General features: G+C 56.5%; 24 protein-coding genes and 3 tRNA genes. 18 read left to right on the top strand and 9 right to left on the bottom strand.

Features of this window, described 5'->3' with window-relative positions; all coding sequences use genetic code 11:
• Nucleotides 1-32: 32 nt before the first annotated feature.
• The 15 genes from DW806_RS08345 (at nucleotide 33) to DW806_RS08415 (ending at nucleotide 12,394) form a co-directional block, all read left to right on the top strand.
• A complete protein-coding gene (locus DW806_RS08345) occupies nucleotides 33-809 on the top strand; it encodes a transglutaminase domain-containing protein (RefSeq protein ID WP_118729660.1) in 777 nt (258 codons plus the stop codon).
• Nucleotides 810-930: 121 nt separating this feature from the next.
• A tRNA-Met gene (locus tag DW806_RS08350) sits at nucleotides 931-1,007 on the top strand.
• A gap of 9 nt (nucleotides 1,008-1,016) precedes the next feature.
• Nucleotides 1,017-1,091: transfer RNA gene (locus tag DW806_RS08355), tRNA-Glu, on the top strand.
• Between the two features lie 3 nt (nucleotides 1,092-1,094).
• Nucleotides 1,095-1,170 (top strand) — tRNA-Val (locus tag DW806_RS08360).
• A gap of 1,094 nt (nucleotides 1,171-2,264) precedes the next feature.
• On the top strand, nucleotides 2,265-3,548 hold the full coding sequence (gene yfmF, locus DW806_RS08365; protein WP_118729661.1) for an EF-P 5-aminopentanol modification-associated protein YfmF: 1,284 nt from the start codon (nucleotides 2,265-2,267) through the stop codon (nucleotides 3,546-3,548).
• Nucleotides 3,545-4,807 (top strand): EF-P 5-aminopentanol modification-associated protein YfmH, encoded by a 1,263-nt coding sequence (gene yfmH, locus DW806_RS08370; protein ID WP_118729662.1) that lies wholly within the window; start codon nucleotides 3,545-3,547, stop codon nucleotides 4,805-4,807. Before yfmF ends, yfmH begins: the two co-directional genes overlap by 4 nt.
• 20 nt (nucleotides 4,808-4,827) lie before the next feature.
• Nucleotides 4,828-5,661 (top strand): prolipoprotein diacylglyceryl transferase, encoded by an 834-nt coding sequence (lgt, locus tag DW806_RS08375; protein ID WP_118729663.1) that lies wholly within the window; start codon nucleotides 4,828-4,830, stop codon nucleotides 5,659-5,661.
• A gap of 27 nt (nucleotides 5,662-5,688) precedes the next feature.
• Complete coding sequence (folD, locus tag DW806_RS08380; protein ID WP_118729664.1) at nucleotides 5,689-6,543, top strand: bifunctional methylenetetrahydrofolate dehydrogenase/methenyltetrahydrofolate cyclohydrolase FolD; 855 nt, start codon at nucleotides 5,689-5,691, stop codon at nucleotides 6,541-6,543.
• Nucleotides 6,544-6,987: 444 nt separating this feature from the next.
• Nucleotides 6,988-7,665: a ribose-5-phosphate isomerase RpiA gene (gene rpiA / locus DW806_RS08385; protein ID WP_110436003.1), complete on the top strand. Its 678-nt coding sequence runs from the start codon at nucleotides 6,988-6,990 to the stop codon at nucleotides 7,663-7,665.
• A gap of 28 nt (nucleotides 7,666-7,693) precedes the next feature.
• Nucleotides 7,694-8,608 carry a hypothetical protein gene (locus DW806_RS08390; protein WP_117489773.1) on the top strand — a complete coding sequence of 305 codons (915 nt, stop codon included), beginning with the start codon at nucleotides 7,694-7,696 and terminating at the stop codon, nucleotides 8,606-8,608.
• A 161-nt stretch (nucleotides 8,609-8,769) separates the two neighbouring features.
• Nucleotides 8,770-9,081, top strand: coding sequence for a 50S ribosomal protein L21 (gene rplU, locus DW806_RS08395; RefSeq protein ID WP_117489775.1), 312 nt, complete (start codon nucleotides 8,770-8,772; stop codon nucleotides 9,079-9,081).
• Between the two features lie 4 nt (nucleotides 9,082-9,085).
• Nucleotides 9,086-9,421: a ribosomal-processing cysteine protease Prp gene (locus DW806_RS08400; protein ID WP_110436005.1), complete on the top strand. Its 336-nt coding sequence runs from the start codon at nucleotides 9,086-9,088 to the stop codon at nucleotides 9,419-9,421.
• Entirely contained in the window at nucleotides 9,408-9,686 is a 279-nt protein-coding gene (rpmA, locus tag DW806_RS08405; protein WP_110436006.1) for a 50S ribosomal protein L27, read from the top strand. Before DW806_RS08400 ends, rpmA begins: the two co-directional genes overlap by 14 nt.
• A gap of 348 nt (nucleotides 9,687-10,034) precedes the next feature.
• The gene (gene obgE, locus DW806_RS08410) at nucleotides 10,035-11,309 is read left to right on the top strand and encodes a GTPase ObgE (RefSeq protein ID WP_110436007.1); all 1,275 of its coding nucleotides are present in this window, start codon (nucleotides 10,035-10,037) and stop codon (nucleotides 11,307-11,309) included.
• Between the two features lie 179 nt (nucleotides 11,310-11,488).
• A complete protein-coding gene (locus DW806_RS08415; protein WP_118361037.1) occupies nucleotides 11,489-12,394 on the top strand; it encodes a DMT family transporter in 906 nt (301 codons plus the stop codon).
• Nucleotides 12,395-12,574: 180 nt separating this feature from the next.
• On the opposite strand, the gene DW806_RS08420 is transcribed toward DW806_RS08415, so the two are convergent.
• From DW806_RS08420 to DW806_RS08435, 4 genes are all read right to left on the bottom strand, one after another.
• Complete coding sequence (locus DW806_RS08420; protein ID WP_116705304.1) at nucleotides 12,575-13,234, bottom strand: DUF1847 domain-containing protein; 660 nt, start codon at nucleotides 13,232-13,234, stop codon at nucleotides 12,575-12,577.
• Between the two features lie 27 nt (nucleotides 13,235-13,261).
• Entirely contained in the window at nucleotides 13,262-14,449 is a 1,188-nt protein-coding gene (locus DW806_RS08425) for an ABC transporter substrate-binding protein (RefSeq protein WP_117489777.1), read from the bottom strand.
• Between the two features lie 71 nt (nucleotides 14,450-14,520).
• On the bottom strand, nucleotides 14,521-15,300 hold the full coding sequence (locus tag DW806_RS08430; RefSeq protein WP_118729665.1) for an ABC transporter ATP-binding protein: 780 nt from the start codon (nucleotides 15,298-15,300) through the stop codon (nucleotides 14,521-14,523).
• Nucleotides 15,294-16,241: an ABC transporter permease gene (locus tag DW806_RS08435; protein ID WP_118729666.1), complete on the bottom strand. Its 948-nt coding sequence runs from the start codon at nucleotides 16,239-16,241 to the stop codon at nucleotides 15,294-15,296. The genes DW806_RS08430 and DW806_RS08435 overlap by 7 nt, the downstream gene beginning before the upstream one ends.
• Nucleotides 16,242-16,637: 396 nt before the next feature.
• Between DW806_RS08435 and DW806_RS08440 the strand changes: the two genes are divergently transcribed.
• From DW806_RS08440 to codB, 3 genes are all read left to right on the top strand, one after another.
• A complete protein-coding gene (locus DW806_RS08440) occupies nucleotides 16,638-17,645 on the top strand; it encodes an ATPase P (RefSeq protein WP_118729667.1) in 1,008 nt (335 codons plus the stop codon).
• Nucleotides 17,646-17,865: 220 nt separating this feature from the next.
• The gene (locus DW806_RS08445; protein ID WP_243022690.1) at nucleotides 17,866-18,963 is read left to right on the top strand and encodes a hypothetical protein; all 1,098 of its coding nucleotides are present in this window, start codon (nucleotides 17,866-17,868) and stop codon (nucleotides 18,961-18,963) included.
• A 189-nt stretch (nucleotides 18,964-19,152) separates the two neighbouring features.
• On the top strand, nucleotides 19,153-20,388 hold the full coding sequence (gene codB, locus DW806_RS08450; protein ID WP_118729668.1) for a cytosine permease: 1,236 nt from the start codon (nucleotides 19,153-19,155) through the stop codon (nucleotides 20,386-20,388).
• 253 nt (nucleotides 20,389-20,641) lie between these two features.
• Here codB and DW806_RS08455 read toward each other — a convergent pair whose 3' ends face one another.
• The 5 genes from DW806_RS08455 to DW806_RS08475 are packed head-to-tail and all read right to left on the bottom strand — an operon-like array spanning nucleotide 20,642 to nucleotide 24,467.
• Nucleotides 20,642-20,842, bottom strand: a complete 201-nt coding sequence (locus tag DW806_RS08455) for a hypothetical protein (RefSeq protein ID WP_118361023.1) — start codon at nucleotides 20,840-20,842, stop codon at nucleotides 20,642-20,644.
• 15 nt (nucleotides 20,843-20,857) lie between these two features.
• Nucleotides 20,858-21,376 carry a nucleoside recognition domain-containing protein gene (locus DW806_RS08460; RefSeq protein ID WP_118361021.1) on the bottom strand — a complete coding sequence of 173 codons (519 nt, stop codon included), beginning with the start codon at nucleotides 21,374-21,376 and terminating at the stop codon, nucleotides 20,858-20,860.
• A gap of 13 nt (nucleotides 21,377-21,389) precedes the next feature.
• Complete coding sequence (locus DW806_RS08465) at nucleotides 21,390-22,034, bottom strand: nucleoside recognition domain-containing protein (RefSeq protein ID WP_118480957.1); 645 nt, start codon at nucleotides 22,032-22,034, stop codon at nucleotides 21,390-21,392.
• Nucleotides 22,035-22,066: 32 nt separating this feature from the next.
• A complete protein-coding gene (locus DW806_RS08470; protein ID WP_118729669.1) occupies nucleotides 22,067-23,254 on the bottom strand; it encodes a M20/M25/M40 family metallo-hydrolase in 1,188 nt (395 codons plus the stop codon).
• A gap of 46 nt (nucleotides 23,255-23,300) precedes the next feature.
• Nucleotides 23,301-24,467, bottom strand: coding sequence for a hypothetical protein (locus DW806_RS08475; RefSeq protein WP_118729670.1), 1,167 nt, complete (start codon nucleotides 24,465-24,467; stop codon nucleotides 23,301-23,303).
• Between the last annotated feature and the right edge of the window lie 7 nt (nucleotides 24,468-24,474).

Below are 24,474 nucleotides of genomic sequence, written 5' to 3' on the forward strand. Positions count from 1 at the left end.
GCCCGCTTTGTCATACCCGAAGGAGGGGACATATGAGACGGTTTTTCGGCTTTCTGCTGACCATGGCTCTGCTTGGCGGCGGTGTGTTCTGGCTGCCGTATCTGCAGGCGAAGCCGGTGGATAATGTCTATCAGGCGGCAGATCTGCTCCGGCAGGACGCGGAGAACGGCGGAAACGGCGTTGCCTTCCGCGAGGACAACGTGGACGCGGACGAGGTGTACCGAGCACTGGAGGCGCAGTATCCATACGCATTCGCGCTGCACGCGGTAACACGGCCGAACAAGACCATCGAGCTGAACGCCGAGGTTTCTCGGCAGGCGCGGCAGGAGCAGGCGTGGGAGTACGCCAGGGTTCTGGCGGCAGGCTCGGTTTCGCAGACCATGACTGCAGAGGAGAAGTTGCGTGCGCTGCACGATACCCTCATCCGTCAGTGTGAGTACGATGTGGATACGGCAGAGGAGGACGCTCCGGACGGCTCGGCACCCGCTTTCGCGGCAGATGGCGCGCTGCTCGATCATAAGGCTGTGTGTGCCGGTTACGGCCGCGCGTATGAGATGCTGTGCAAGGCGGCAGGCATTCAGGTCATCTATGTCGCATCCGAGGAAATGAACCACGGCTGGAATGCTGTGCGGTTGGGCGGCACAACATATTACATCGACTGCACGTTTGACGACCCGATTCCGGACAGAGGCGAATATGTATCCGATCAGTATTTTATGCTCACCGGAGAAGAACTGGCGCAGACGCATACCTGGAATGAGGCGTTCTACGAGCAGCTTCTGGACAGTCTGGAACAGGGCGGGAAATAGCGGAAAAATCGGTTCCAAAACTTTTTCAAAAAAATTTGAAAAAAGGTGTTGACATTTACTCGATTATGGACTATACTAAACAAGTCGTCAGCGAGCGGGCGATAACAACGGAAAAGGATATGGCGGTATAGCTTAGTTGGCTAGAGCGTCCGGTTCATACCCGGAAGGTCATTGGTTCAAGTCCAATTACCGCTACCATTTTCCCTTGGCCCGTTGGTCAAGCGGTCAAGACACCGCCCTTTCACGGCGGTAACGGGGGTTCGATTCCCCCACGGGTCACCACTTGGAAGTTTAGCTCAGCTGGGAGAGCATCTGCCTTACAAGCAGAGGGTCAGCGGTTCGAGCCCGTTAACTTCCACCACGAAAACCACTCACGAAAGTGAGTGGTTTTTCTTTTTGTCTTTAGAAACCGCCGGCTTTCCGGGGCATACGAGGCGCGCAGCGCTACGTTCTGTCCGGGCGGCAGTTTTTTCAGCACCGGCTTAGCGGGGTACTCGAACTGCCGCAGGCGGGTTCGCCCTTTCTGGGCGGCACCTTTTCCGCTTGAAATCAAGCGAGGAGTTGCGCTCTGCGGAGCGCGGGGATTCGCCGCGCCCCGCGGCAGGGCAAGAGGGTAGACACCAAGGTTTCTACCCTCTTAACTCCCACTTCCTTTTGGGAGGGTCTGGCGCAGATTGCCGACATGTGACCGCTGCGAAACAGGGGAACGGCAGTCGGGTTACCGCAGCGTGTCTTTCGTGAAATATTCGCAGTTCACAGACAGTGTACTGCTACACAGGCGGTTTAGTCTACGCAGGCGCGGCATGACCGTGCCGCGCAACTCTTTAACGCGTTATACCGGAAGGCACCTGCGGATTTTGTTGTTCGGTACAATTTATCCTCGTAGGTGCTGTCTATCATAACGTGCTGACGAATTGTGCGGCACGGTTATGCCGCACTCTGCGTTGATTAACCCGCATGTGTAGCAGTACGCTGTCTGTGAACTGCGAATATTTCACGAAAGACACGCTGCGGTAACCCGACTGCCGTTCCCCTTTTCGAAGCGGTCACATATAGGAAATCTGCGCCAGATTAGGAAGCAAGGGAAAGGTAGGAGTTCAAAGAGGAAGGAAAACCGTAGGTTGTCCTTCCTTTTTGCCCCCCGCCGCGGGGCGCGGCACGTTCCCGCCGTCCGCAGACGGCGAATCCCCCGCTGAGGTTCAGCGGAAAACTCTCCGCCCGGAAAGGGACGAACACGCTTGCGCAGTTCGAGTACCCCGCGCAGCCGGTGCTGAGAAATGCTGCCCGGATAGGGCGAACAGCCTGCGCGGTTCGTGCATCCTAGCGGGTCGGTGCCGGAATAGCCTGCGTTGCGGTTAAACCGCCGCAACTTCACATAAACTACGTTTGCGTTACTCCCACATATACGGTATAATATAACCCGTTAGACAAACTTTTCCGGAATCGAGGGAAATTATGCAACGAGTGACCCGAAAAACGCTGGGTGCGGGAATCAATCTCACCTGCGTGACCACACCGAAGTTTAAGCGGGCAGTGCTGCGTGCGATGCTGGTGCTGCCGCTCGGCGGCGAGGATGCCGCGCTGCGCGCGTGTCTGCCGCAGGTTTTGCGCCGCGGCACGGCCAGGCTGAACGATATGCAGGCGTTCGGCACCGCGCTCGATGAGCTGTACGGCGCCCGTATTGAAGCCGCAGTGCGCAAGGAGGGCGAAAACCTGTGCATCGGCTTTCTGTCCGACTGTATTGATGAGGCTTATGCACCGGGAGCCGACGGTCTGACCGCCGGTGTGATCGGTCTGCTGTGCGATCTGCTGTACAACCCGTATCTGCAGGACGGCCTGTTCTGCGCCGCTTATGCAGAGGGCGAACGCGGCAATCTGATCGACCGCATTGCTGCACTCAAAAACGATCCGCGTTCGTGGGCGCCGCGCCGACTGAATGAGATCATGTGCGAAAACGAGGACTACGGCAAGTCCGCGCTCGGTACGATCGAGCAGGCAGAGCGCATTACATCGGAAACGCTGTATGCGGCCTATCGCCGCGCGCTGAGTGAGGCGCAGGTGGAGCTGTTCTACTGCGGTACGATGATGCCGGACGAGGTGGAAGCGCGCTTCATGGCAACGCCGCTGGCCCAGCCGCGCGAGGGCACGCTGTATCAGCCGCACACGGTCGTGCAGGCGCGACCTGTTGGTGACGTTCGTGAGGTCGTTGAGGATGCCGAGGTAACCCAGGGCAAGCTGTCGCTCGGCTTCCGTACCGGCGGTGCATCACTGACCGGCGGAGAACCGGCGGCGTACTGGGTGTTCCAGACCATCTACGGCGGCTCGACAAGCGCGAAGCTGTTTCTCAACGTACGCGAGAAAAAGTCGCTGTGCTACTACGCAAGCGCACAGTTTGTGGCATCTAAGGGACTGATGATCGTGGGCTCCGGCATTGAGAACAGAAATTTCGAGGTCGCACGCGATGAAATCCTGCACCAGCTGGATTTGTGCCGCAAGGGCGAAATTACGGACGCAGAACTCGAAAGCGCACGCAAAACGCTGGTCAACGGCTGGCGCACCATGCTCGACGACCCGCTTACACTCGAGCGCTACTGGATGGGACAGGCGGCTGCAGGCACGCTCGTATCGCCCGAGGAGCGCATCGAGCAGGTGGCCGACATCACGCGCGAGCAGGTCATTGCCGCGGCACAGAGCACAGCGCTTGACACGGTATTCTTTATGAAGGGAGCGGCAAAATGACAAAGAATTATTCCGCTCTGCACGAGAGTATGCAGACCCGCACGCTGGCAAACGGTCTGCGCATCTGCTATCTGCCCAAGAAGGGTTTCAGCAAAACCTTCGCCATTCTGGCGACCGATTTCGGTTCGGTGGACGCATCGTTCACCTTTGAGGGCAAGCGGTATGATACACCGGCAGGCGTGGCGCACTTCCTTGAGCACAAGATGTTCGAGGATGAGGACGGCAACGCACTGCAGAAATTCGCCCGCACCGGTGCAAGTCCGAACGCCTTCACAAGCCACACCATGACGGCGTATCACTTTTCCTGTACCGACCGGTTTGAGGAGAATCTGGAGATTCTGCTTAAATTCGTGTTCACGCCGTACTTCACGGATGAAAACGTGGAGAAGGAACGCGGCATTATCAATCAGGAGATCCGCATGGTAGAGGACACACCCAATTGGGAGGTGTTTGTCGGCGCGTATGAGGGTCTGTATCGTAATCATCCGGTGCGTGTGTCCATTCCGGGCAGCGAGGAGAGCATTTCGCATATTACACCGGAGCTGCTGTACACCTGTCACCGTGCGTTTTACAGTCCGAAGAACATGGCGCTCGTGGTGTGCGGCACAGCGGACTTTGAGCAGGTATGCCGCATGGCAGAGGAGATTTCACCGCAGGACGCACCGGAGATCGGTCAGCGTCATTACGGCGAGCGCCGCGCGGAAGTCCATCAGCCGGTTGTGACGCGCAAAATGCAGGTGTCGCTGCCGCAGTGTATGGTCGGCTTTAAGGATGAGCCGGTTCCGGCCGGAGAAAGCCGTCTGCGCCGCAGTCTGATCGGTGATCTGGCGGTGCGTATTCTGTGCGGCGATACCTCTCCGCTGTATGCAAAGCTGTACGAAAAGCGGCTGCTCGGACGCGATTTTGATGTGGATTACTCGCTCATTCCGGATGGCGCATGCGCGATCCTCGGCGGCGAGAGCCGAGATCCTGCGGCTGTGCGCGAAGCGCTCGAGCGGGAGACTGCACGGCTGGCGCAGGAGGGCATCGAGCCGAAGCTGTTCCGCCGCATGAAGAACGCGCTGTACGGCATGCGCCTGCGTATGCTGGATGTGCCCGATCTGTATGCACGGCAGGAGATCACTTCTGTTTTTGCGGGCGAGCATTATCTGGATTTTGCCGGGCTGTTTGACACCATTCATGCGGAGGATGTGCAGGAAATGTTCCGCCGCTGGGCACAGCCGAACCGCTCGACCATGTCGGTGGTAGAGCCGAAGTAACGATAGAAAGAAGAAAGATCATGGAACACACAATTTCATTTCCGGCGCTCGGCCTGAACCTTGACATCAACCGTGTCGCTGTCAATCTGTTCGGCAAGGATATTTACTGGTATGGCATTATTATCTGTCTGGGCTTTGTGCTGGCGGCGCTGTATGTCAATCGGCGGACGCAGGAGTTCGGCGTTACGTCGGACAATCTGATGGACTGCCTGATCATCTGTGTGCCGGTCGGCATCATCAGCGCCCGCATTTACTATGTGGCGTTTGAATGGGGCTATTACAGCCAGCATCCGAATGAGATCATCGCCATCTGGAAGGGCGGCATCGCAATTTACGGTGCGGTCATCGGTGTTGTGATTGCACTGGCGGTGTACAGCAGAATGAAGAAACTGTCGTTTGCCAGCCTGTGCGATCTGGCGGCGTTCGGTCTGCTGATTGGTCAGTGCATCGGAAGATGGGGCAACTTTGTCAACGGTGAGGCACATGGCGGTGCAACCTCTCTGCCGTGGGGCATGAGCATTGACGGTGCCTCTCCGGTGCATCCGACCTTCCTGTATGAGTCGCTGTGGAATCTGGTGGGCTTTATTGCACTGCATTTCTACTCGAAGAAGCGCAAGTTTGGGGGCGAAATGGCGCTGCTGTATGTAGCGTGGTACGGTCTGGGCCGTGCGTGGATCGAGGGCCTGCGGACGGACAGCCTGTATCTCGGCCCGGTGCGCGTATCGCAGCTGCTGGCCGGCATAAGCTGCATTGCGGCGATTATTGTGCTGGTACGGCAATATAACCGCATCAAGGTCGAGAAGGCGTTCTATGCGCCGGAGCAGGACAAGGCGGACGAGAAAAAAGGCGAATAACATTTCACGATAAAGGAGAACGACAATATGAGTGCAGTAAGAATGGACGGCAAGGCACTGTCCGCGAAGGTGCGCGGCAGCATTCTGGCAGAGACCGAGGCGCTGAAAAAGCAGGGTGTAACGCCGGGTCTGGCGGTTATTATCGTCGGCAACGATTCGGCGAGCGAGATTTACGTCCGCAATAAGGAGCGCGCGTGTGAGCAGTGCGGCTTTTACAGCGAGAAGTACGCGCTTCCCGAGGAGACCACACAGGAGGAGCTGCTTGGTCTGATCGCGCAGCTCAACGAAAGTCCGGCAATTTCGGGCATCCTGTGCCAGATGCCGGTGCCGAAGCATATTTCCGAGCAGGCGGTCATCGACGCCATCGATCCGAAGAAGGACGTGGACGCGTTCCATCCGGTCAATGTCGGCAAGATCATGGTTGGCAATTTTGATTTCGTGCCGTGCACGCCCGCGGGTGTCATGGAGCTGCTCGACGAGTACAAGATTGACCCGAAGGGCAAGGAGTGCGTTGTAGTTGGCCGCTCGAATATCGTCGGCAAGCCGATGAGCATGCTGCTGCTGCACCGTCACGGCACGGTTACCATTTGCCACAGCCGCACGCAGGATCTTGCAGAGGTGTGCCGCCGTGCGGATATTCTGGTAGCCGCTGTTGGCAAGGCAGGCTTTATTACGCCGGATATGGTCAAGGAGGGCGCAGTGGTGATTGACGTTGGCATCAACCGCAACGCTGAGGGCAAGGTTTGCGGCGATGTGGCACCGGAGGTTATGGAAAAGGCCTCTTACATGACGCCGGTTCCGGGCGGTGCCGGTCCGATGACCATCACCATGCTGATGAAGAATACGCTCAAGGCGGCAAAGCTGCAGAACGGCATTCAGTAAACAAAAACCGCCCGTATCCGGGTTGACAATCCGGGTGCGGGCGGGTATACTAAAGATAACGAAAGGTGCTGCCGGTAGACGGTCAGCCCCTAAAGAAAACGGAAGAAATAACCGCAATCATTGGGAGTGAGAGGCGGTTATTTCTTCTTTGGTCCTAAAATACGCTCAATAAGTACAAGTATCACTACAAGAATTACGAGATATTCCATAAAACCACCCCCCTTACAGGGGCAAGACTTAACCGCCTACCGCAGGCGCGGCAGCACCTTTCTTAACGACAAGTATAACAGAAATCGACTGCTTTTGCAATCCCACCAGATTTCGGCGGGATTGTTTTTATTTTGTAAATTAGAAAAGATTGACCTTTGTCCGGATTCATTCTATAATAAAGCTAATGAGTTAACCGCAACATACGGTTTATCACGTCAGGGGAGGACGAATATAATGGATATGAAGAAGCTTGCCGGCGATAAGGCGGCAGAGTATGTAAAGGACGGCATGGTTGTTGGTCTGGGCACCGGTTCCACTGCGTACCACATGGTAAATGCAGTAGGCGAGATGGTAAAGAACGGCCTGAAGATTCAGGCGATCCCGACCTCCAAGGCTACCGAGGCGCAGGCGCGCGAGCTGGGTATCCCGCTGCTGACCATCGACGAGCTGGATCACGTTGATCTGGCAATCGACGGCGTAGATGAGATCGACCCGCAGTTCAACGCCATCAAGGGCGGCGGCGGTGCGCTGTACCGCGAGAAGGTCGTTGCATCCATGGCGAAGGAAGTTATCTGGATCATGGACGAGTCCAAGCTGGTCGACAAGATCGGTGCTTTCCATCTGCCGGTTGAGATCGCACAGTACGGCTCCAAGCAGGCGATGGAGCGCATGGCAGCTTACGGCTGGAATCCGGTTCTGCGTGTACGCGACGGCAAAACCTTTGTTACCGATAACGGCAACTTCATTGCGGATCTGCACCTCGGCGCAGGCTTTGACATTCAGGACGTTTACTCCAAGCTGACCGGCATGCTCGGCGTGCTGGAGCATGGTCTGTTCCTCAACATGTGCAAGCGTATGATCGTCGGCCACTCCAACGGTGAGGTTCAGGTCATCGAAAATCCGTCCAAGTAAGCGCAGCTGAAAGGCAGGAGAATTAATGATGGATCAGAACGATCAGAACGACCGCTTCGACAGATTCGACCGCTTTGAGCCGGACTTCAGCCGGTTCGAAAGTGGTTCGGACCGCAGTGAGCGCTCGAGCAGCCGCGACCGCAGTGAGCGTCCCGCACGCACGGGCAGACGTCAGTCGGCACGTCCGGTGCGTTCCGGCATGCGTATGGGCAAAGGCAAGCCGATGCGCAGAGCATCGGTCAAGCTGAACTACCGCATGGTGCTCTGCATTGCCGTGTTGGTACTGCTTTTGCTGACGATCATCTTCGGCGGACTGTTCAAGTCCCGCGGCAGTAAAATTGCGGACCTGAACTCGCAGATCGAAACACTGAATAAGGATAAGGACAATCTGTCCGCACAGATTGGTGCGCTGACGCAGGAGAATCAGACCCTGCAGAGCAGCATCACCGCAACGCTTCCTGCGGCTAAGACCGCAGAGACCAACAGCATCGTGGATCTGATCCCGATGCTGAACGACGGCGTTTATGTAGTACAGAGCACCGGCTCGCAGCTTCGCTACATCAGCGTTCCGAAGGGCTATCTGCAGGACAAGCTGGGCGAGTACCGCGATGACGCTTCCGGCTATGCCGCCTCCACCGGCGATGCACCGATCTGCCAGTACTATGTGCTGTTCACCGACCGCGTGATCGGTCTTGCAGAGGGTGACACCGGCTTTGTCAGCACCGACCGCAGCGCAACCGGCTCGACGAGCACGATTCCGTCCGGCTTCTATGACTTTGTTGCTTCGTTCTTCAATAACAGCAGCAATACCACGGCTTCCGGCAGCAATTCGAGCGATAGCAGCAGCTCGGATAGCAGCTCTGACAGTTCGAGCGACAGCAGTGCGTCCGACAATTCGTCTGACAGCAGCGCTTCTTCCGCATCTGCGGATGCAAACGCATAATCTGCGGGAAAATTAAAAAAATCAGAGGCATGGACTTGACAGTTCGTGCCTCTTGTGCTATGCTATTAAAAGCCGCATTGTGCATAGGCTTTTGTAAGTGTGTATCAAACGATGCACCGCCGTGCCAAGCGTGACTCTACAACGAAAGAGAGGGAAAACACATGTATGCCATTCTGAAAACTGGCGGCAAGCAGTACAAGGTATCCGAGGGCGACGTAATCTACGTTGAGAAGCTCGGCGTAGAGGACGGTGCTACCGTATCCTTTGACGAGGTTCTGGTAGTAGGCGAGGGTGATTCCATCACCGTAGGCGCTCCGTACGTTTCCGGCGCGGTTGTAACCGGCACGGTTGAGAAGACCGGCAAGGGCAAGAAGATCAACATCTTCAAGATGAAGCCGAAGAAGGGTTATCGCCGTCGTCAGGGTCATCGTCAGCCGTACACCAAGGTGACCATCGCGTCCATCAAGGCGTAAGACCGTGACCAAAGTCACTTTTTCGCTGCAGGAGGATAAAATCCTCGCGGTGGATATTCTCGGCCACGCAGGCTATGCGGAGGAAGGGGAAGACATCGTTTGCGCAGCGATCTCCAGTGCGGTTATGCTGACGCATGCGCTGCTGTATGATGTACAGCATATTCCGGTCGATACTCTCATCGAGGATGACGGAGCGCATATCCGCTTTACGCTGCCGAAAGGCGATGTGGAACGCGGACAGGATGCACTTTGTGCTCTGAAGCTGCATTTTTCCGAACTGGAACAAAACTATTCTGATTTCTTGAACGTAATGGAGGTGCAAGCAGATGCTGAAGATTAGCTTACAGTTTTTCGCTCATAAAAAGGGCGTTGGTTCGACCAAGAACGGTCGTGATTCCGAGTCCAAGCGACTGGGTGTAAAGCGTGCAGACGGTCAGACCGTACCGGCAGGCAACATCCTGGTTCGCCAGCGCGGCACCAAGATCCACCCGGGTGTGAATGTTGGCCGCGGTAAGGACGACACCCTGTTCGCAAAGGTTGAGGGCGTTGTTCGCTTCGAGCGTCTGGGTAAGGACCGCAAGCAGGTTTCCGTTTACCCGCAGTAATTATAGCGTTGCGTATAGGGGGCTTCAAAAGCCCCCTATATTCAAATTCCGGTTCCTTGCGAAACCGAAATTTGATACCCGAACGGCGCCGCACAATGCGGCTGGGTCGGGGTAACAAAACATCCGGCAAAGCTGGACGTTTTGTTGCGGCACGGAGTGCCGCGATTGGATGATTGCGCCGGAGGCGCAATTCGCCTGCGGGCGGGCCGATGACTCGGATTTCTGGACGAAATCCTGTCATGTGGTTGCAGTTTGCAAGCAAACTGGTATTTTATTGTCCCAGACTTCGTCTGGGATTTTGTTGATTTTAGATAGATATTACACCTTTGAGAAGAAAGGAGGACTACCATGTTTATTGATATTGCAAAAATCAAGATCGTATCCGGCAAGGGTGGTGACGGCAAGGTTGGTTTTCACCGCGAAAAGTATGTGGCGGCCGGCGGTCCGGACGGCGGCGACGGCGGCCGCGGCGGCTCGGTCATCTTCAAGGTAGATGACAATCTGTCCACGCTGCTCGATTTCCGTTACAAGAAAAAGTATGTCGCGGCTCCCGGTGAGCCGGGCGGCGGTAAGCGCTGCAAGGGCAAGGACGGTGCGGACCTGATCATTCGCGTACCGCGCGGCACGATCATCCGCGACCAGAAAACCGGTCAGGTCATGAAGGATATGTCCGACAGTGAGCCGTTTGTAGCAGCCAAGGGCGGCAACGGCGGCTGGGGCAACACGCATTTTGCAACGCCGACGCGTCAGGCGCCGCGTTTTGCCAAGCCGGGTCTGCCGGGTGTCGAGCGCGACATTATCCTTGAGCTGAAGCTGCTGGCTGATGTCGGTCTGGTCGGCTTCCCGAATGTCGGCAAGTCCACGCTGCTGAGCATGGTTTCTGCGGCGCGTCCGAAGATTGCAAACTACCACTTCACGACTCTGGTGCCGAACCTCGGCGTGGTTTCGGTCGGTGAGGAGCAGAACTTCGTCATGGCCGATATTCCGGGTATTATCGAGGGCGCAAGTGAGGGTGCCGGTCTGGGCCACGACTTCCTGCGGCACATTGACCGCTGTCGTCTGCTGCTGCATCTGGTTGACGCGGCAGGCAGCGAGGGCCGTGACCCGATCGACGACATTGAGAAGATCAACGCCGAGCTTGCCGGCTACAGCGAGTTTCTGGCAGCGCGTCCGCAGATCATTGTTGCCAACAAGACCGACCTGCTGGGCGATGACCGCGAGCCGGTTGAGAAGATCCGCAAGTACGCAGAGGAGCGCGGCTTCCTGTTTGCGGAGCTGTCCGCGGCGACCAACCAGGGCGTCAAGGAGCTGATGAATCTGACGTGGCACGAGCTGCAGCAGCTCCCGCCGGTATTCATCTACGAGCCGGAGTTCGTCGAGGTCGAGGAGAAGGCCGCAACCGAGAACGACTGGACCATCGAGCGCGACGGCGACGCATACGTTGTCACCGGTGCATGGGTGGACAAGATTATGGGCTCGGTCAATATCGATGACTACGAATCCCGCCAGTATATGGATCGTATGCTCCAGTCTGCAGGCATTTACGCCAAGCTGGAGGAAATGGGCATCGAGGAGGGCGCTCCGGTCGTGATCGGAGAGTTCGAGTTCGAGTACGTTTATTAAAGCGCGAGAAAGAGGACCTTGGGGTCCTCTTTTTTTATCGTATATACAGAGTGAAGTGCGGAGAACGTAGTGGGAGTAGCATAATGCAGAATCACTAAAAAATTATATCGTCCTATGTTCAACTCGCTGAAATAGTGCTACAATTAACTCAGAATGCACAAAAGGGGAGTTGACAAACTGTGCAACAACAAAAGAACGATAAAACAACCTGCCTGTTGCTTGCGCTGACCACGATTTTCTGGGGCAGCCTGTACACGGCAAGCAAGGTACTGCTCGATGTGATTCAGCCGTTCACGCTGCTGTGCCTGCGCTACATCATCGCAGCCATTGCCATGACCATCCTGCAGCGCCTGCGTAAGCCCGACCCGAACGGCAAGCCGCGCAGGATCAAGGGCGGCGACTGGAAATACGTTATCATGTTCGGTCTGGGCGGCTATGTGCTGTCCATCGGTCTGCAGCAGTACGGCACCAAGCTGGCGGGAGCATCGCTGGCATCGCTCATCAACTGCATGAACCCGATCGCCATCTGCTTCTTTGCGGTGCTGCTGCTGCATGAGCGCATGACGATGAAGAAGGTCGTCTGCATTGTCAGCGCGGTTGCCGGTGCGGTCTGCATCGTCGGGGGAGACGCCGGCGGCGGTCATATCCTCGGCATAGCGCTTTCGCTCGGTTCGGTGCTGACGTGGAGCGCGCTGAGCGTGTTCATGCGCTCGTTCTCGCAGAAGTATGATGCGCTGACCGTCACGACTTACGGTATTTACGTTGCCGCTATCGGCACGCTGCCGCTGATGCTCCGCGAGATCATCACTCACCCGGAGATGGACTTCCTGCACGCGAAGTACATCCTTGTGCTGTTTTATGTGGCGATTTTCTGCACGACCATTCCGCATTCGCTGTGGAATTACTGTCTCTCCCGTGCAGAGGCAAGCACCTGTTCTCTGTTTTACCCGATTCAGCCGCTCACCTCGATGGTGCTCGGTGTCCTGCTGCTGAACGAGCACATGACAGTCGGCTTTATTGCCGGTGCGGTGCTTATCGTGTTCGGTGTGCTGTATTCAACGCTCGGCAAAGAGAAAACCAGATGAGCCGCCTTGGCTTTGCCCGATGTTATAGGTTAAGCTGAAAAATCCTCCTGTCTTCAGAAAGAAGGCAGGGGGTTTTTGCAATCATTCAAAACGGCGAAAGAGAGATGATGATGAAGTCCAAAGGGTAGAAACGCAGGGATGCAGTTCGGACGGTGCCGGATTGCAGCCGGTTTGCTGAATTTACAATCCCAAATCCTTAAACCGCGAATACATGGACTGTGCGCCGTACAGTGCCGCCACCGGATTGTGCTGCAGTACCCGGTCCTTGACGATCATAACCGTTGTCGGAACCTTGCTGTGGCGCAGAAACAGGGTATCATGTCCGACGCACAGACCAATCACGATGTTGAAATCGCAGCCGTGCGCGGCAAGCGTCTTGGCCTGCATGATCGGGTTGCACATGGATTCGTGTCCGCAGCCGCCGTTGAGCTTTTTCTCGTTCGGCACGCCGATCTCGGTCTTGTCCTGTGCACCGACCTTGCAGCCGACCGTGAAATATTCGATGCCTTTTGCCTTGAGAATACGGGCGAAGATGGAAGTCTCTCGCATCAGACCGACGCAGGACGCGATGCCGATCTTTTTATAACCCATGCGCTTGATGAACTCGATGGTTTCCTCGACACGGGTCAGGCGGCCGTAAAACTCGCCTTCAATGCACGCGGAGGTGCGGGCAATCAGACCCTGTTCCGGGTCGTTGCGGTAGATTTCCAGTGTTTCCTCGAGCAGTGCCTTATCTACGTTCGTCGTCAGGCAGAACGGCGGGTACTGCTCCTCGCTGGCCGAACGGCAGCCGAGTCTGCTGCAGTCCGAGCAGCTGTGTGTGCATTTCAGTTCCGACATAATCCTTTCCTCCCTGTAAAAACAATGTTATGCCTTTGCGTTTGTGTCCTGTGCGGGCTTGGTGATTTTGCCGCTGCAGCAGTCGTCCTCAGCCTCGGCTGCTGCTTCTGTCGGCTGGAAATTGGCAGAAGAAGCAGAAGCGGACGGCGCAGAGGCGGTCGTGCCGGTGGAAGCGTCGCTCTCCGGTGCATCCGGAACATCATCGAAGAAGATATAGGCGTTGTCTGCGAACGCCTTGGCATCCGTGCCTTCCTTCAGAATGCCGATCTTGGTCAGCTCCTCGGCGTTCTGCTTAAGTGCGTCATAGCCGCCCTGAACCGAAGGCTTGTAGTTGTAGGTCTTGAGGATCTCCGCGCAGAAATCCGCGTCCCCGGAGATATACTGCTTTTCCGTGATGATCTTTGCCGTTTCGTCCGGATTGTCCTGCACCCACTGGGAAGCCTTCTGCACCGCACGGGTGAAGGCGGCTGCGGCCTTGGGATTTTCCTCCGCCAGCTTGCTGGTGACGAATGCTGCGCAGCAGTACTCGTCCTTGTACTCGGGATCGGTTGCGGTGTCGATGAGAGCGGTCAGACCGTACTGCTCTGCCGCGATGGACGCCGCCGGATCACCGAGTGCGATCGCGTCAACGGCACCGTTCTGCAGTGCCTGCGCCAGATCGTTGCGGGAGTAAACCGAGAATTCAACCTCCATGTTCTGGTCGGTCACGCCGATGCCTGCCGCGCTCAGCGAGCGCTTGGAGACAACGGTTGCCGCGTCAGCCAGACCGGGTACGCCGATCTTCTTGCCCTTGAGGTCGGCAATGCTCTTGATATCGCTGTCGCCGGGCACGAGCAGCTTGGTGCAGCCGGTGTGGATGCCGGTGGTGAACTTGATGGGCAGGCCGTTCTCAAGCGGCTGGAGCATTTTGCCGATCAGGCCCATGCCGACATCAACCTGATCCGCGCCGATGGCCTCGGAAACGTGTGCCGCGTCAACCGTTACCTGCTCAATGTCCAGACCTTCGTCCTCAAAGTAGCCGTTCTCGATCGCGATGTACATCGGTGCGGCACAGAGAGAAGGAGAGTAGATCAGACGCAGGTGGGTTGCGCCGGAATCTGCTGCCGCGGAAGCGTCCGAATTGCTGCTCGAGCCGCCGCAGGCGGTAAGCGAGAGTGTCAGTGCAGCTGCGAGAAGTCCGCTTGCTACTCGAAATAAAGTACCGTTCTTTTTCATGGTTTTCTGACCTTTCAAGGAAAATATATAATAAAAGTAATAATAATGAACGTGCGTTCTTTAATGCGATCTTAAATGTAGTAGTTGGGTTCTTGGATTGTGCCGCCGTAATGGAGCTGACGAAGGATCTCTGCACGGTAGTGAAGAAAATCCTCCGAGCTGCGTGCTCTCGGGCGGGCAAGCCGGATATCCAACGTGCCGGTGATGCGTCCCGGTCGGGGTGTCATAACGACCACCTTATCCGAAAGATACACGGCCTCATCCACATCATGCGTTACCATGATGGCGGTCATGCCGGTTTCCTTCCAGATGCACAGGATCTCGTCCTGCATGTTCATGCGGGTGAAGGCATCGAGTGCACCGAGCGGCTCATCGAGCAGGAGCACCTTGGGCTTGCCAACGAGTGCTCTTGCGAGAGACGCGCGCTGGCACATGCCGCCGGAAAGCTGGTACGGATACGAATGCTCGAAGCCCTTGAGGCCGACCATCTCGATAAATTCGTCTACGCGGTCCTTTTCCTGCTTGTAGATGCCGCGGGCGCGCAGGCCGAACGCGATGTTATCATAAATCGACAGCCACGGGAATAGCGTGTGCTCCTGAAACATGAAGCCGCGGTCTGCACCGGGGGCCTTGATAGGTGTGCCGTCCAGCGTCAGGCTGCCGTCGTCCATCGGAATCAGACCGGAGATCAAACGCAGCAGCGTGGACTTGCCGCAGCCGGACGGTCCGATCAGCGAAACGAACGAACCGGCGGGAATATCGAGCGAAACATTGTCGAGAGCGGTAATACGCTCTCCGGTGGGATTGACAAAATGCTTGGATACACCCGAAATCGAAATACTTCCTACCATTTGATAACTCCTTTCTGCCATGCGAGCACGCGGTCGCGGAATTTGAACAGCAGCGTGATGAGAATGAAGAAGGTGACTGCAATGATGATCAGCCCGGCATATACGTTGGCATATGCCATCATTTCCTTCTGCCAGTTGATGTACCAGCCGATGCCGTACTTGGCGCCGAGCATTTCGGCGGTGACCAGCGTGATGAACGACGAGCAGGTGCCGTTGAACAGGCCGAGGAACATATGCGGCATAGCCGCCGGAATGCCGACCTTGGCAATGCGGTAGAAGCTGCCCGCGCCAAGCGTCGAGGAGACTTCAAAGTACGAGTTGGGGATGGAAGCGATGCCGCTGCTGGTGAGCACGGTAGTCGGGAACCACACAGCCAGCGCGATTAGGAAGGCACTGGCGGAAATCGCAGTCGGGAATGCGATGAGCACGAGCGGGATCCACGCGGTGGACGGGATCGGACCGAGTACGCGGACGAGCGGCTGTACCCAGTAGGCGAAGGTCTTGTTGAAGCCGATGCCAATGCCGGTCAGCATGCCGACGACTGCACCGCCGAGCCAGCCGAAGAACAGCAGGCGTGCGGAGTATGCAAGGCAGGTCGCGAGGAACGCACTGTCCTCGACGAGAACGCCGAACACGCGGTCGAGCGAGGGAAAGTACAGCACCGGCAGAATCGCAAACTTGGCGGTCAGCAGGTTGAGAATGTTCAGCACCAGAACCGCTCCTGCATAGAACAGTGCGCTGTACGACAGCTTATCGCGCACCTTGGTGTTGCCGAGCGATATCAGCAGGGCAATCACATACACGGCCAGTCCGATGAGCAGCGCCCATGTAAAATAGGGATGTTCTGCGGCAGGATGCTGCGCGGAATCCGGCAGCAGAATATCGCAGGCGAGCGCCAGCAGAATGGAGAGAACTGGCAGTGATTTAAAAAAATGCTTCACAAGGGAGAGCTCCTTTCGACAAAAAAAGGCAGAAGACGTATGCCTTCCGCCAGGATGGTTTATGCGCGTTATGCGCACATTCGCCAGGTCACAAGGGAACGCATACACGAGCAGCGGTGCATACACATACAGCAGCGATTCATACAGTACATTCGGCTCATGACAGGTTCTCCTTTCAATTCATATAAATCCTATCGGGTTTCGGTGATTGAAAGTATAGACTTGAATATCCTAATTGTCAATAGGAATACTGTGATTTTGGATAGTATGCCAAAAACGATTTGTCTGAAAGAGAGAATTTGTCGCTTTGCATAAAGAACCGCCGCAGCAGGATTTCTTATGGGATCGGGTGGCTGAATCCACGCTTTTGTGCTACAATATTTACAGGTGATGGACATGATTTTTAAACCGCGTCCGCTCAGCAGAACCATGCTGGATGACGCTTCGCTTGTCCGCGATAAGCAGCACTGCCGCCGGATCGGTCCGTGCGGTGTTGGTCGTCGGGCATTATATTTGAACAGTTATTTTATTGACCGGCATTATTATGTGCCGTTTTCCGCCATTACGCGGGCATTTAAGTTTATAGAAGAAGGCACCGGCGGTGTCCGGGGTGTGCTTGCAGGCAGAGCCTGTCTGCTTGTGGAGTATGATAATGGTCTGCAGCAGGTGTGCTGTTTCAAATACGAGGATCAGATTGACGAGCTGCTGCGCGTGCTGCACAAGATGCATCCGGAGATTCCGTGCGTCAGCGAGGAAGAGGAGGCTGAACTCGAGGTCGAGTACGAGCGCCGGAGGGCGGAAGAACGCCGACGGCCGCCGCTCAGCATACGCGCCGAGCGGGAGATTGAGGAGCTGGAGAATGCGATCACGTACCTCGAGCGCAAGCCCGAGCTGTACAAGCGGCTCAGTCGTGCAGCCAAACGGCGGCGCAACTACCAGAGCAGGAGCGCGGGATACCGCTGGGCGGCTGCAGCGATCATGGTGCTCGGGGCGGCGGCGCTGATTTACGGCGTGGTGTCGCTCGTGTGCCGCGGTTTCTCCGGCGGATACCTGCTGCTGTGTCTGCTGGCGGCAGTTTTCCTGTTTGGCGGATGGCGCCTGCTGCCGACGGCGCGCAACAACAATGCGGCTGTTCTGCGCGGGGATAAGCAGGCGCGGGTACAGATGCAGAACTATATCGACCGTTTTCCGGCATTTCCGCTGCCCGCACGGTACGCGCACCCGATCGTGCTGCGCCGTATGCAGCAGGCCATCGCGGAAGGCCATGCGCTGAACGTCATGGAGGCGCTTGAGGTCGTCAAGGCCGATCTGCAGACCATGAATGCGGATATGCAGGTCTCGCAGGAGGAATACGCCGAGATTTCTACGATCAAGCCGCTGTTTCTGAATGCGGATTATAAGTAAGAAATCCGGCCTGAGGCTTGCAAAGCTGTTGACAACGGTATGGTTTCTCCCGTATAATAAATTCAGTAAAATGAAGTCGAAAAAGAGGGGATGGACGGATATGCTGTGTAAAAACAGAACATGCGGCATTCCGTTGAATCAAATAGGAAAACGATGAAAACTAAGGACCTTCTGCCCGCAAAAACGGCAGTCGGTCCCTTTTTTTAGGGAGGAAACTGATATGATCGAAAATTGGAATGACGTCCATATCGTACCGGAATTCAGCGATCAGGGTGTAGACTGCTACCGTCTGGCGGGTGGCAGCTTTGTCAATGAATACTACATCGTCTCGGAGGCCGAGACCCGCAAGCTGATGAACCATCCGGAGGTTGTCGGCTACGAGGTGTATGCGTCACTCGTAACAGCTACCTCGCAGATGATGTACTACCTCAAGGAGCAGAAAAAGATCACTTCAGCGAACATTCTGTCCATTCTGCGCGGCGCACTCAACTACCCGCTCGAGGAAAGCTGCTACAAGGAGCATATTCGCGTGCATGACATCAGCTTTATGTCCAGTGAGCGCGTGTTTGGCGAGAATGATGAGATGTCACTCGATATCAAATACTGCAAGCTGACCATGGTGCCCAACAGCACGCTGATGATCGGCGATATCATCGCCTCGGGCGAGACGCTTGTGCAGTGCCTGCGCTATGTCACCGACTATTACCGCAAGCAGGGCGCCAAGCTGCGCAACATCCTGCTGTTTACCATCGGCGGTACGCAGGGCATTGAGATTCTCGAAAAGCTGACCAAAGAAATCCGCACCTACTGGCCGGACTTTGAGGGCTTCATCACTGTGTACTACGAGGGCGTTTTCAGCTGCTACGAGGAAGGCGACAAGGGCGTTTCCGGCATCAACCGTGCGCTCATCGACTTTTACTGGAAGGGCGGCATTGTGGCGCCGGAGTTCCGCCGTCAGACGCTTTCCATGCAGAATCCGCTGTTTGAGAAGTGCACGATCTACGATGGAGGTGCACGCCGTTACGAAATCCACGAGCACATTGAAGAGGTGCTGGAATTCTGGAACGGCATTCTCGCGCGTGCCGACAAGATCGACAAGCAGGCGCTGCTGGAGGAAAAACTGGGTCATGCGCTGCCGATTTCCTATGAGGACTGGCTGAAGGACTGCCACTATGAAAAGCTGGACGCAAAGCTGACGCGCTGGCTGTATCAGCAGGAGCGCGGTTTTGTCGAGAGCCTGAAGGACGTAACGCTGGAGGAGATCGCGCGTCAGCGCATTGACGAGTTCACCACGACGCTCAAAAAGTACATTCTTTAATAAATAAGGCAACACCACACAATGAAAGCTGCGGTGCCTTGCGGAAATTTTGTACCCTGATGTCGTTACGATTTCACGGTAATACAGCAAGTATTACCGCAAAACCGCGCCTAATCAGGATGCAAAATTTGCTCGCAAATCGCGCTTGTTCAATTATGCGGTATTGCCACAAAAAGGGGATAAGAATCTATGAAAAATGACAACACACCGGTCGATATCGACTTTGCGGAAGCGGCCGTGCCGCATTATGCGCGCCGCGGCATCGTAACCATGTTCATGATCATGCTGGGCTTCACCTTCTTCTCGGCCAGCATGTGGGTCGGCAAGGAGCTGGCAGACGGACTGGATTTCGGCGGCTTTATCATCTCTATGATCATCGGCGGCCTGATCCTGAGCCTGTACACCGGTCTGCTCGGCTACGTCGGCGCGGAAACCGGCATGAGCCTTGACCTGCTGGCACGCAAAGCCTTCGGTGCAAAAGGCTCGTACCTGCCGAGCGCGATGATCTCGTTTACGCAGATCGGCTGGTTCGGCGTCGGTATCGCCATGTTTGCCATTCCGGTTGCAAATGAGCTGCTCGGCGGCAGCACAGCGGCTGAATGGGTGCTCGTTATCATTGCGGGTGTGTGTATGACGGCCTCGGCGTATTTCGGCATCAAATCGCTGACGCTCATCAGCTATATTGCGGTTCCGCTGGTTGCAATCCTGGGTACGGTTGCCATGGTGATGGCGGTCAAACAGGGCAACGGCACGCTGATTGATCAGTTTGCCAAGTCCAGCGGTACGCTGACCGTTGTCGGCGGCGCCGGTCTGGTTATCGGCTCGTTTGTCTCCGGCGGCACGGCAACGCCGAACTTCTCTCGCTTTGCCCGCAACGGCAAGGTTGGTGCGATCACGACCGTTATCGCGTTCTTTATCGGCAACTCGCTGATGTTTTTCTTCGGCGGTATTTCGTCGGTCTACGTCGGCGGCAATGACATTTTTGAGGTTATGATCAACCTCGGTCTGTTTTATCTGGCGATTCTGGTTCTCGGTCTCAACATCTGGACTACGAACGACAACGCGCTGTACACCGCCGGTCTGGGTCTGGCGAACATCTTCGGCCAGAGAAAGAAGCCGATGGTGCTGATATCCGGTATTGTCGGCACGGTGCTGTCGGTCTGGCTGTACTGGAACTTCTGCGGCTGGCTGAATATCCTCAACTGCACACTGCCGCCGGTCGGCATTATTCTGGTGATGAGCTTCTTTATGAACCGAGAGAAGTACAACGACATGGAGATCACCGAAACGGTGAACTGGTTTGCGGTTATCGGCGTTCTGCTGGGCGCTGTGGTGGCAAATCTGGTTCCGTGGGGTATCGCATCCATCAATGGCATGATCGTTGCCGCTGTGTGCTATCTGGTCGGCAGCAAGGCGAAAAAATAAGCAGAATCAAAAAAATCCTCGGTTTAACCCAAGGTCAGCCGAACTTGCTGACCTTGCGGTTTAATCGGGGATTTTTTATTTTTGCAAATGCCTCGTTCAGCATGGTCTCAGTACCGGACGGTCTGAAATCGTGTAGCTGACCAGATCGCTGCTGTGCAAAATGGGGGGAGAAACAGAAAAGGCCTGACAGCGCAGGCCCTTTCCAAAAGAGGTGTGAATTCGGGCGGTTGGGGTATCAGGAACGCCCGAAGGATCAGTTCTGATTTTTCTCGTCGTGCCGCTTGACCACGCGGATGCCGATCGTCAGCAGCACGGCGGAAATGATGGCTGTGGTGAGGACAAAGCCGTCCTGCAAGGTAAAAAGGAACCGATCGGCCAGCATCACCGTGCAGATCAGCACGCTGCCGAGCGCTTCGAGCTGAAGGCCGCGCCGACGCGATAACTTAGAAAGCATATGCTCGGCCTCCTTTTACTGAACGCCCATTGCCGCCAGAATGACGCGCATGATGACAAGGCTGATAGCCGCATCAAGCAGACAGACGGCGATGAGCAGCGGATGCCACTTCTTGTTGGTGTCGGTTACGAGCACGATACGCGCATAATGTCCGATGAGCGTACCCATCAGGATACATGCCGGGAGCATCATAGACGCCTGACCGAGCGTCAGCGCGCCTGCCTCATACATGGAAGCGGCGGTCGCGCAGCCGGAGGCCTTGGCGAAGAACGCCGAGATCAGAACCGCGAAAGCCTCGCCCGGCAGACCGAACAGTCCCATGACCGGCGACATGACCGTGCCGAGAATGTCCATCAGACCGGTCTCCTTCAGAATGTACACCAGTACATAGCCGAGGATCATCGCAGGGGTGATATTTTCAATGCCGACCTTGAAGCCCTTTGCGCAGCCCTTGAGGAAGGTATCTACGATTGAAGGTTTCTTTGCCTTTGCGGGTGCGGCTGCAGCCGCTGTATTGGTTGCCTGATTGCTCATTTCCGTTACCTCCTTATGCCTTACCGCGCTTTGCACGCAGAATCAGACGGACGATGTTCGCACCGATCAGCTTGCAGACGAACATGATGACGATGCACGGACCGAGTGCCACCGGGCAGATCGCCACGAGCGGTGCGCCGCCGGTGATGGTGTTGTTGATGCACGCCGAGCCTGCATACTGATACGCTACGAAAATCGTGCGCTCGTCGTCCGTAATCTCGCCGTCTTCGTACAGCTCACGGGTCATGACGGCCGCAACGTCCGAACCGGTAAAGCTCGAGATGAATGCGATGCCGCACTTGCCCGGGATGCCGAGCAGCGGACGGAGCAGGGGACGAAACAGGATATCCGACGCCTTGAATGCGCCGAGCTGCTCGAATACACCGAGCAGGCCGCAGAAGAACATGACCGCCGGAATCAGATTGAAGCCTGCCATGAAGCCGTCCTTCGCGCCGGTGCCGCCCTTGCCGATGAGGTTCGCACCTGTGTCGCCAATCTGTCCGAACGAGCCTGCCAGATTAGTAAAGTCAAGCACCTTGATTGGTCCTTCCGCCGTGCGGAACGCACCGGAGAGCACGAGAATGAGGACGATCAGTGCCAGCCATGCGCCGATACCGATCTTTTCCTTGTTTTCCGCCTGTTTCTCTTTGTTTGCCATGAGTTTATACCTCCTTATCCCTTATCTGCCGTTTATTCGGCAGTTTTGGCAAAATCGTCGTTCAGCGTATACGCTGCGCACGCCGCAAGCACGCTGCGCTGAAACAGCGATTCTACTTCCGCATATTCGTTCGGGGTGTGATTGCCCTCGCCGCGCACGCCCATGCCGCATACCGTCGGCACGCCGCACGCTACCGTGATGCCGGAGTCCGAAAGACCGCCGACCTGGAAGCAGTCGATCTCACCGAAGCCGCAGTCCTGCGCGGTGCGCTGCAAATGACGGAACAGCGCCATAACACCGTCTGTCGTATCCATGCACTGCATGACACGGCTCAGATCGAGCTCCGCCGTAGTATCCGGCACTGAATTATGCTCGGTCGCGCGGTGCAGGATTTCAAAAATCTCATCGCGCACCTCCGCGTTCGGGAAACGGATGCCGATGCGCACCTCGCACGAGTCGGGGATGGTGTTCTCACCGATGCCGCCGTCCACCATGCCGCAGTTCATCAGCCTGCCGCGCATGATGTCGTTCTGCGACTCGATCTCGACGATCTTGTGCGCAGCCTCGAGCACCGCCGAGCGGCCCTTCTCCGGCGCAATGCCCGAGTGGGATGCTCTGCCGTGAATCCTAATGCTGACCGGGCCGCCGCCCTTGCGGCCGACCACGAAGCGGTTGTCCATGTAGCCGGTCTCGAAGTTGAACGCTGCAAGCGCGCCTGCCGCCTCCTCTGCGAAGATCTCCTTCGCGTCCGAACGCATATGCAGGTTTTCCTCGTCGCTTGCGAAGATGAACTTGATCGGGCGTTCCTTCCAGTCCACGCTGTCAAGCGCCTTGACCGTGTACAGTGCCATAACCAGACCGGCCTTCATATCTAGCACGCCGGGGCCGTGCGCCATGCCGTTCTCGTCTACGCGGAACGGATTTTCCTTCGCTGCGCCCTCCTTGAACACGGTGTCCATGTGGCCGATGAGCAGAAGCGGCGCTTTAGAGCTGCCGGGGTTCCACTCGCCGATGAGCATGTCACCGGAGTTCTGAATGGCGCGGACACGGGTGTGGATGCCGGCGTTCTCCATCTCGCGGCGCAGGATGCTGCAAACAGCGTTCACGCCGTCGATTTGCGTCGTGCCGCTCTCCGTGTTCACCAGCTCGCGCCAAAGGTTCAGCATCGGTTGTCTGTTTTCGTCGATGTACTGGCGGATCTGCGTGTAAATTTGCTCCATTTTCGTATACCTCCTCTATTGAAAGCCCGTTGTACCGGGGCTCAGTTCACAGCATCTTCACCGCCGCGCCTGCAATGAGTACGGACACGATGGTAACGGTGACGAAGCCTGCCGTCAGCATCTTCGGCAGCAGGAAATTCAAGATCGCTTTCTTTTCCTTCTCGTTTCGTCCGAACGCCTCGGAGACCTCCTGCGGAATGAGCATGGTGGTCGGGAAGCCGAACGTGCAGCTGATGCCGTAAGCCGCCGCAAGGCTGACCGGTATGTGCAGCAGCTTAGCGCACAGCAGCGCGGCCGCCATGGTTCCGAAAACGCCGCAGGCCGCTGCGGTCAGCAGCGCAGGCAGAACGGACAGCACCTGCTCCGGCGTGGTCTGCGCCAGATTGGAAAAGATCAGAATGGTGACGAAAAACGTGATCAGGCTGGAGGCCTGCGTTTTTCCGAGGATGTTTTTATCGAGGAAACCCAGTGCGAAGAACACCGCGCCCATGATCAGGCACATGACGAAGTAGTGAACCGCACCGCCGGTCAGCTTGGATGCATAGTACGCGATGACCGCAACGACTGCCAGTTTGGCGAGGTACATCGAAGGACGCTCGCAGCATTTTGGCAGATGCAGCGGACCGTGATGCGCCGCGTCGTTTTCCTCCTGCAAAGTGCTGTACTGCTCTACGAGCGCCGCGTCATCGCGGATGAGCTTTGCAGTGCGCCGCAGCAGAAGGGACGCGATCGGTACGCCGATGAACTTCTGCGTCACGTAAAGCACGATGCAGAACGTCGCCGCCGTTGTGAGGCTCATCTCCTTGAGCGTGCTCGTCATGATGAGCGTTGCCGCGCTGCCGCCTGCGAAGATCGGTGCGCCGGCGATCGCCATCTCGCTGCCGATGAACGGTCGTCCAATCAGTACGATTGCTGCAACTGCGCCGCACACGCCGCACAGCGCGGTGACGACTACCTTCCACTGCCGACGCAACTCCGCGAAGTCGATCGTCGTGCCGAGCGACACGATGAGCAGGCCGGCAATGATGTTGCCGAACCCGGTGATCTGCGCGTCGTCGATCAGTGTGCGCGGCAAGATGCCGCTCCAGAAGCTTGCAAGCAGCAGGATCGCAATGCTGAGCACCGTGGAGAATATTGCTTTGGTTTTCTGCGCAATCAGCTCGCTGACTGCGTAGATGCAGAATAGAATCGCAAGTGCGCTGATCGGTGTCATAAGCCTC

Origin of the sequence: Butyricicoccus sp. AM32-19 (assembly GCF_003480365.1) — a bacterium.
Lineage (GTDB): Bacteria > Bacillota > Clostridia > Oscillospirales > Butyricicoccaceae > Agathobaculum > Agathobaculum butyriciproducens.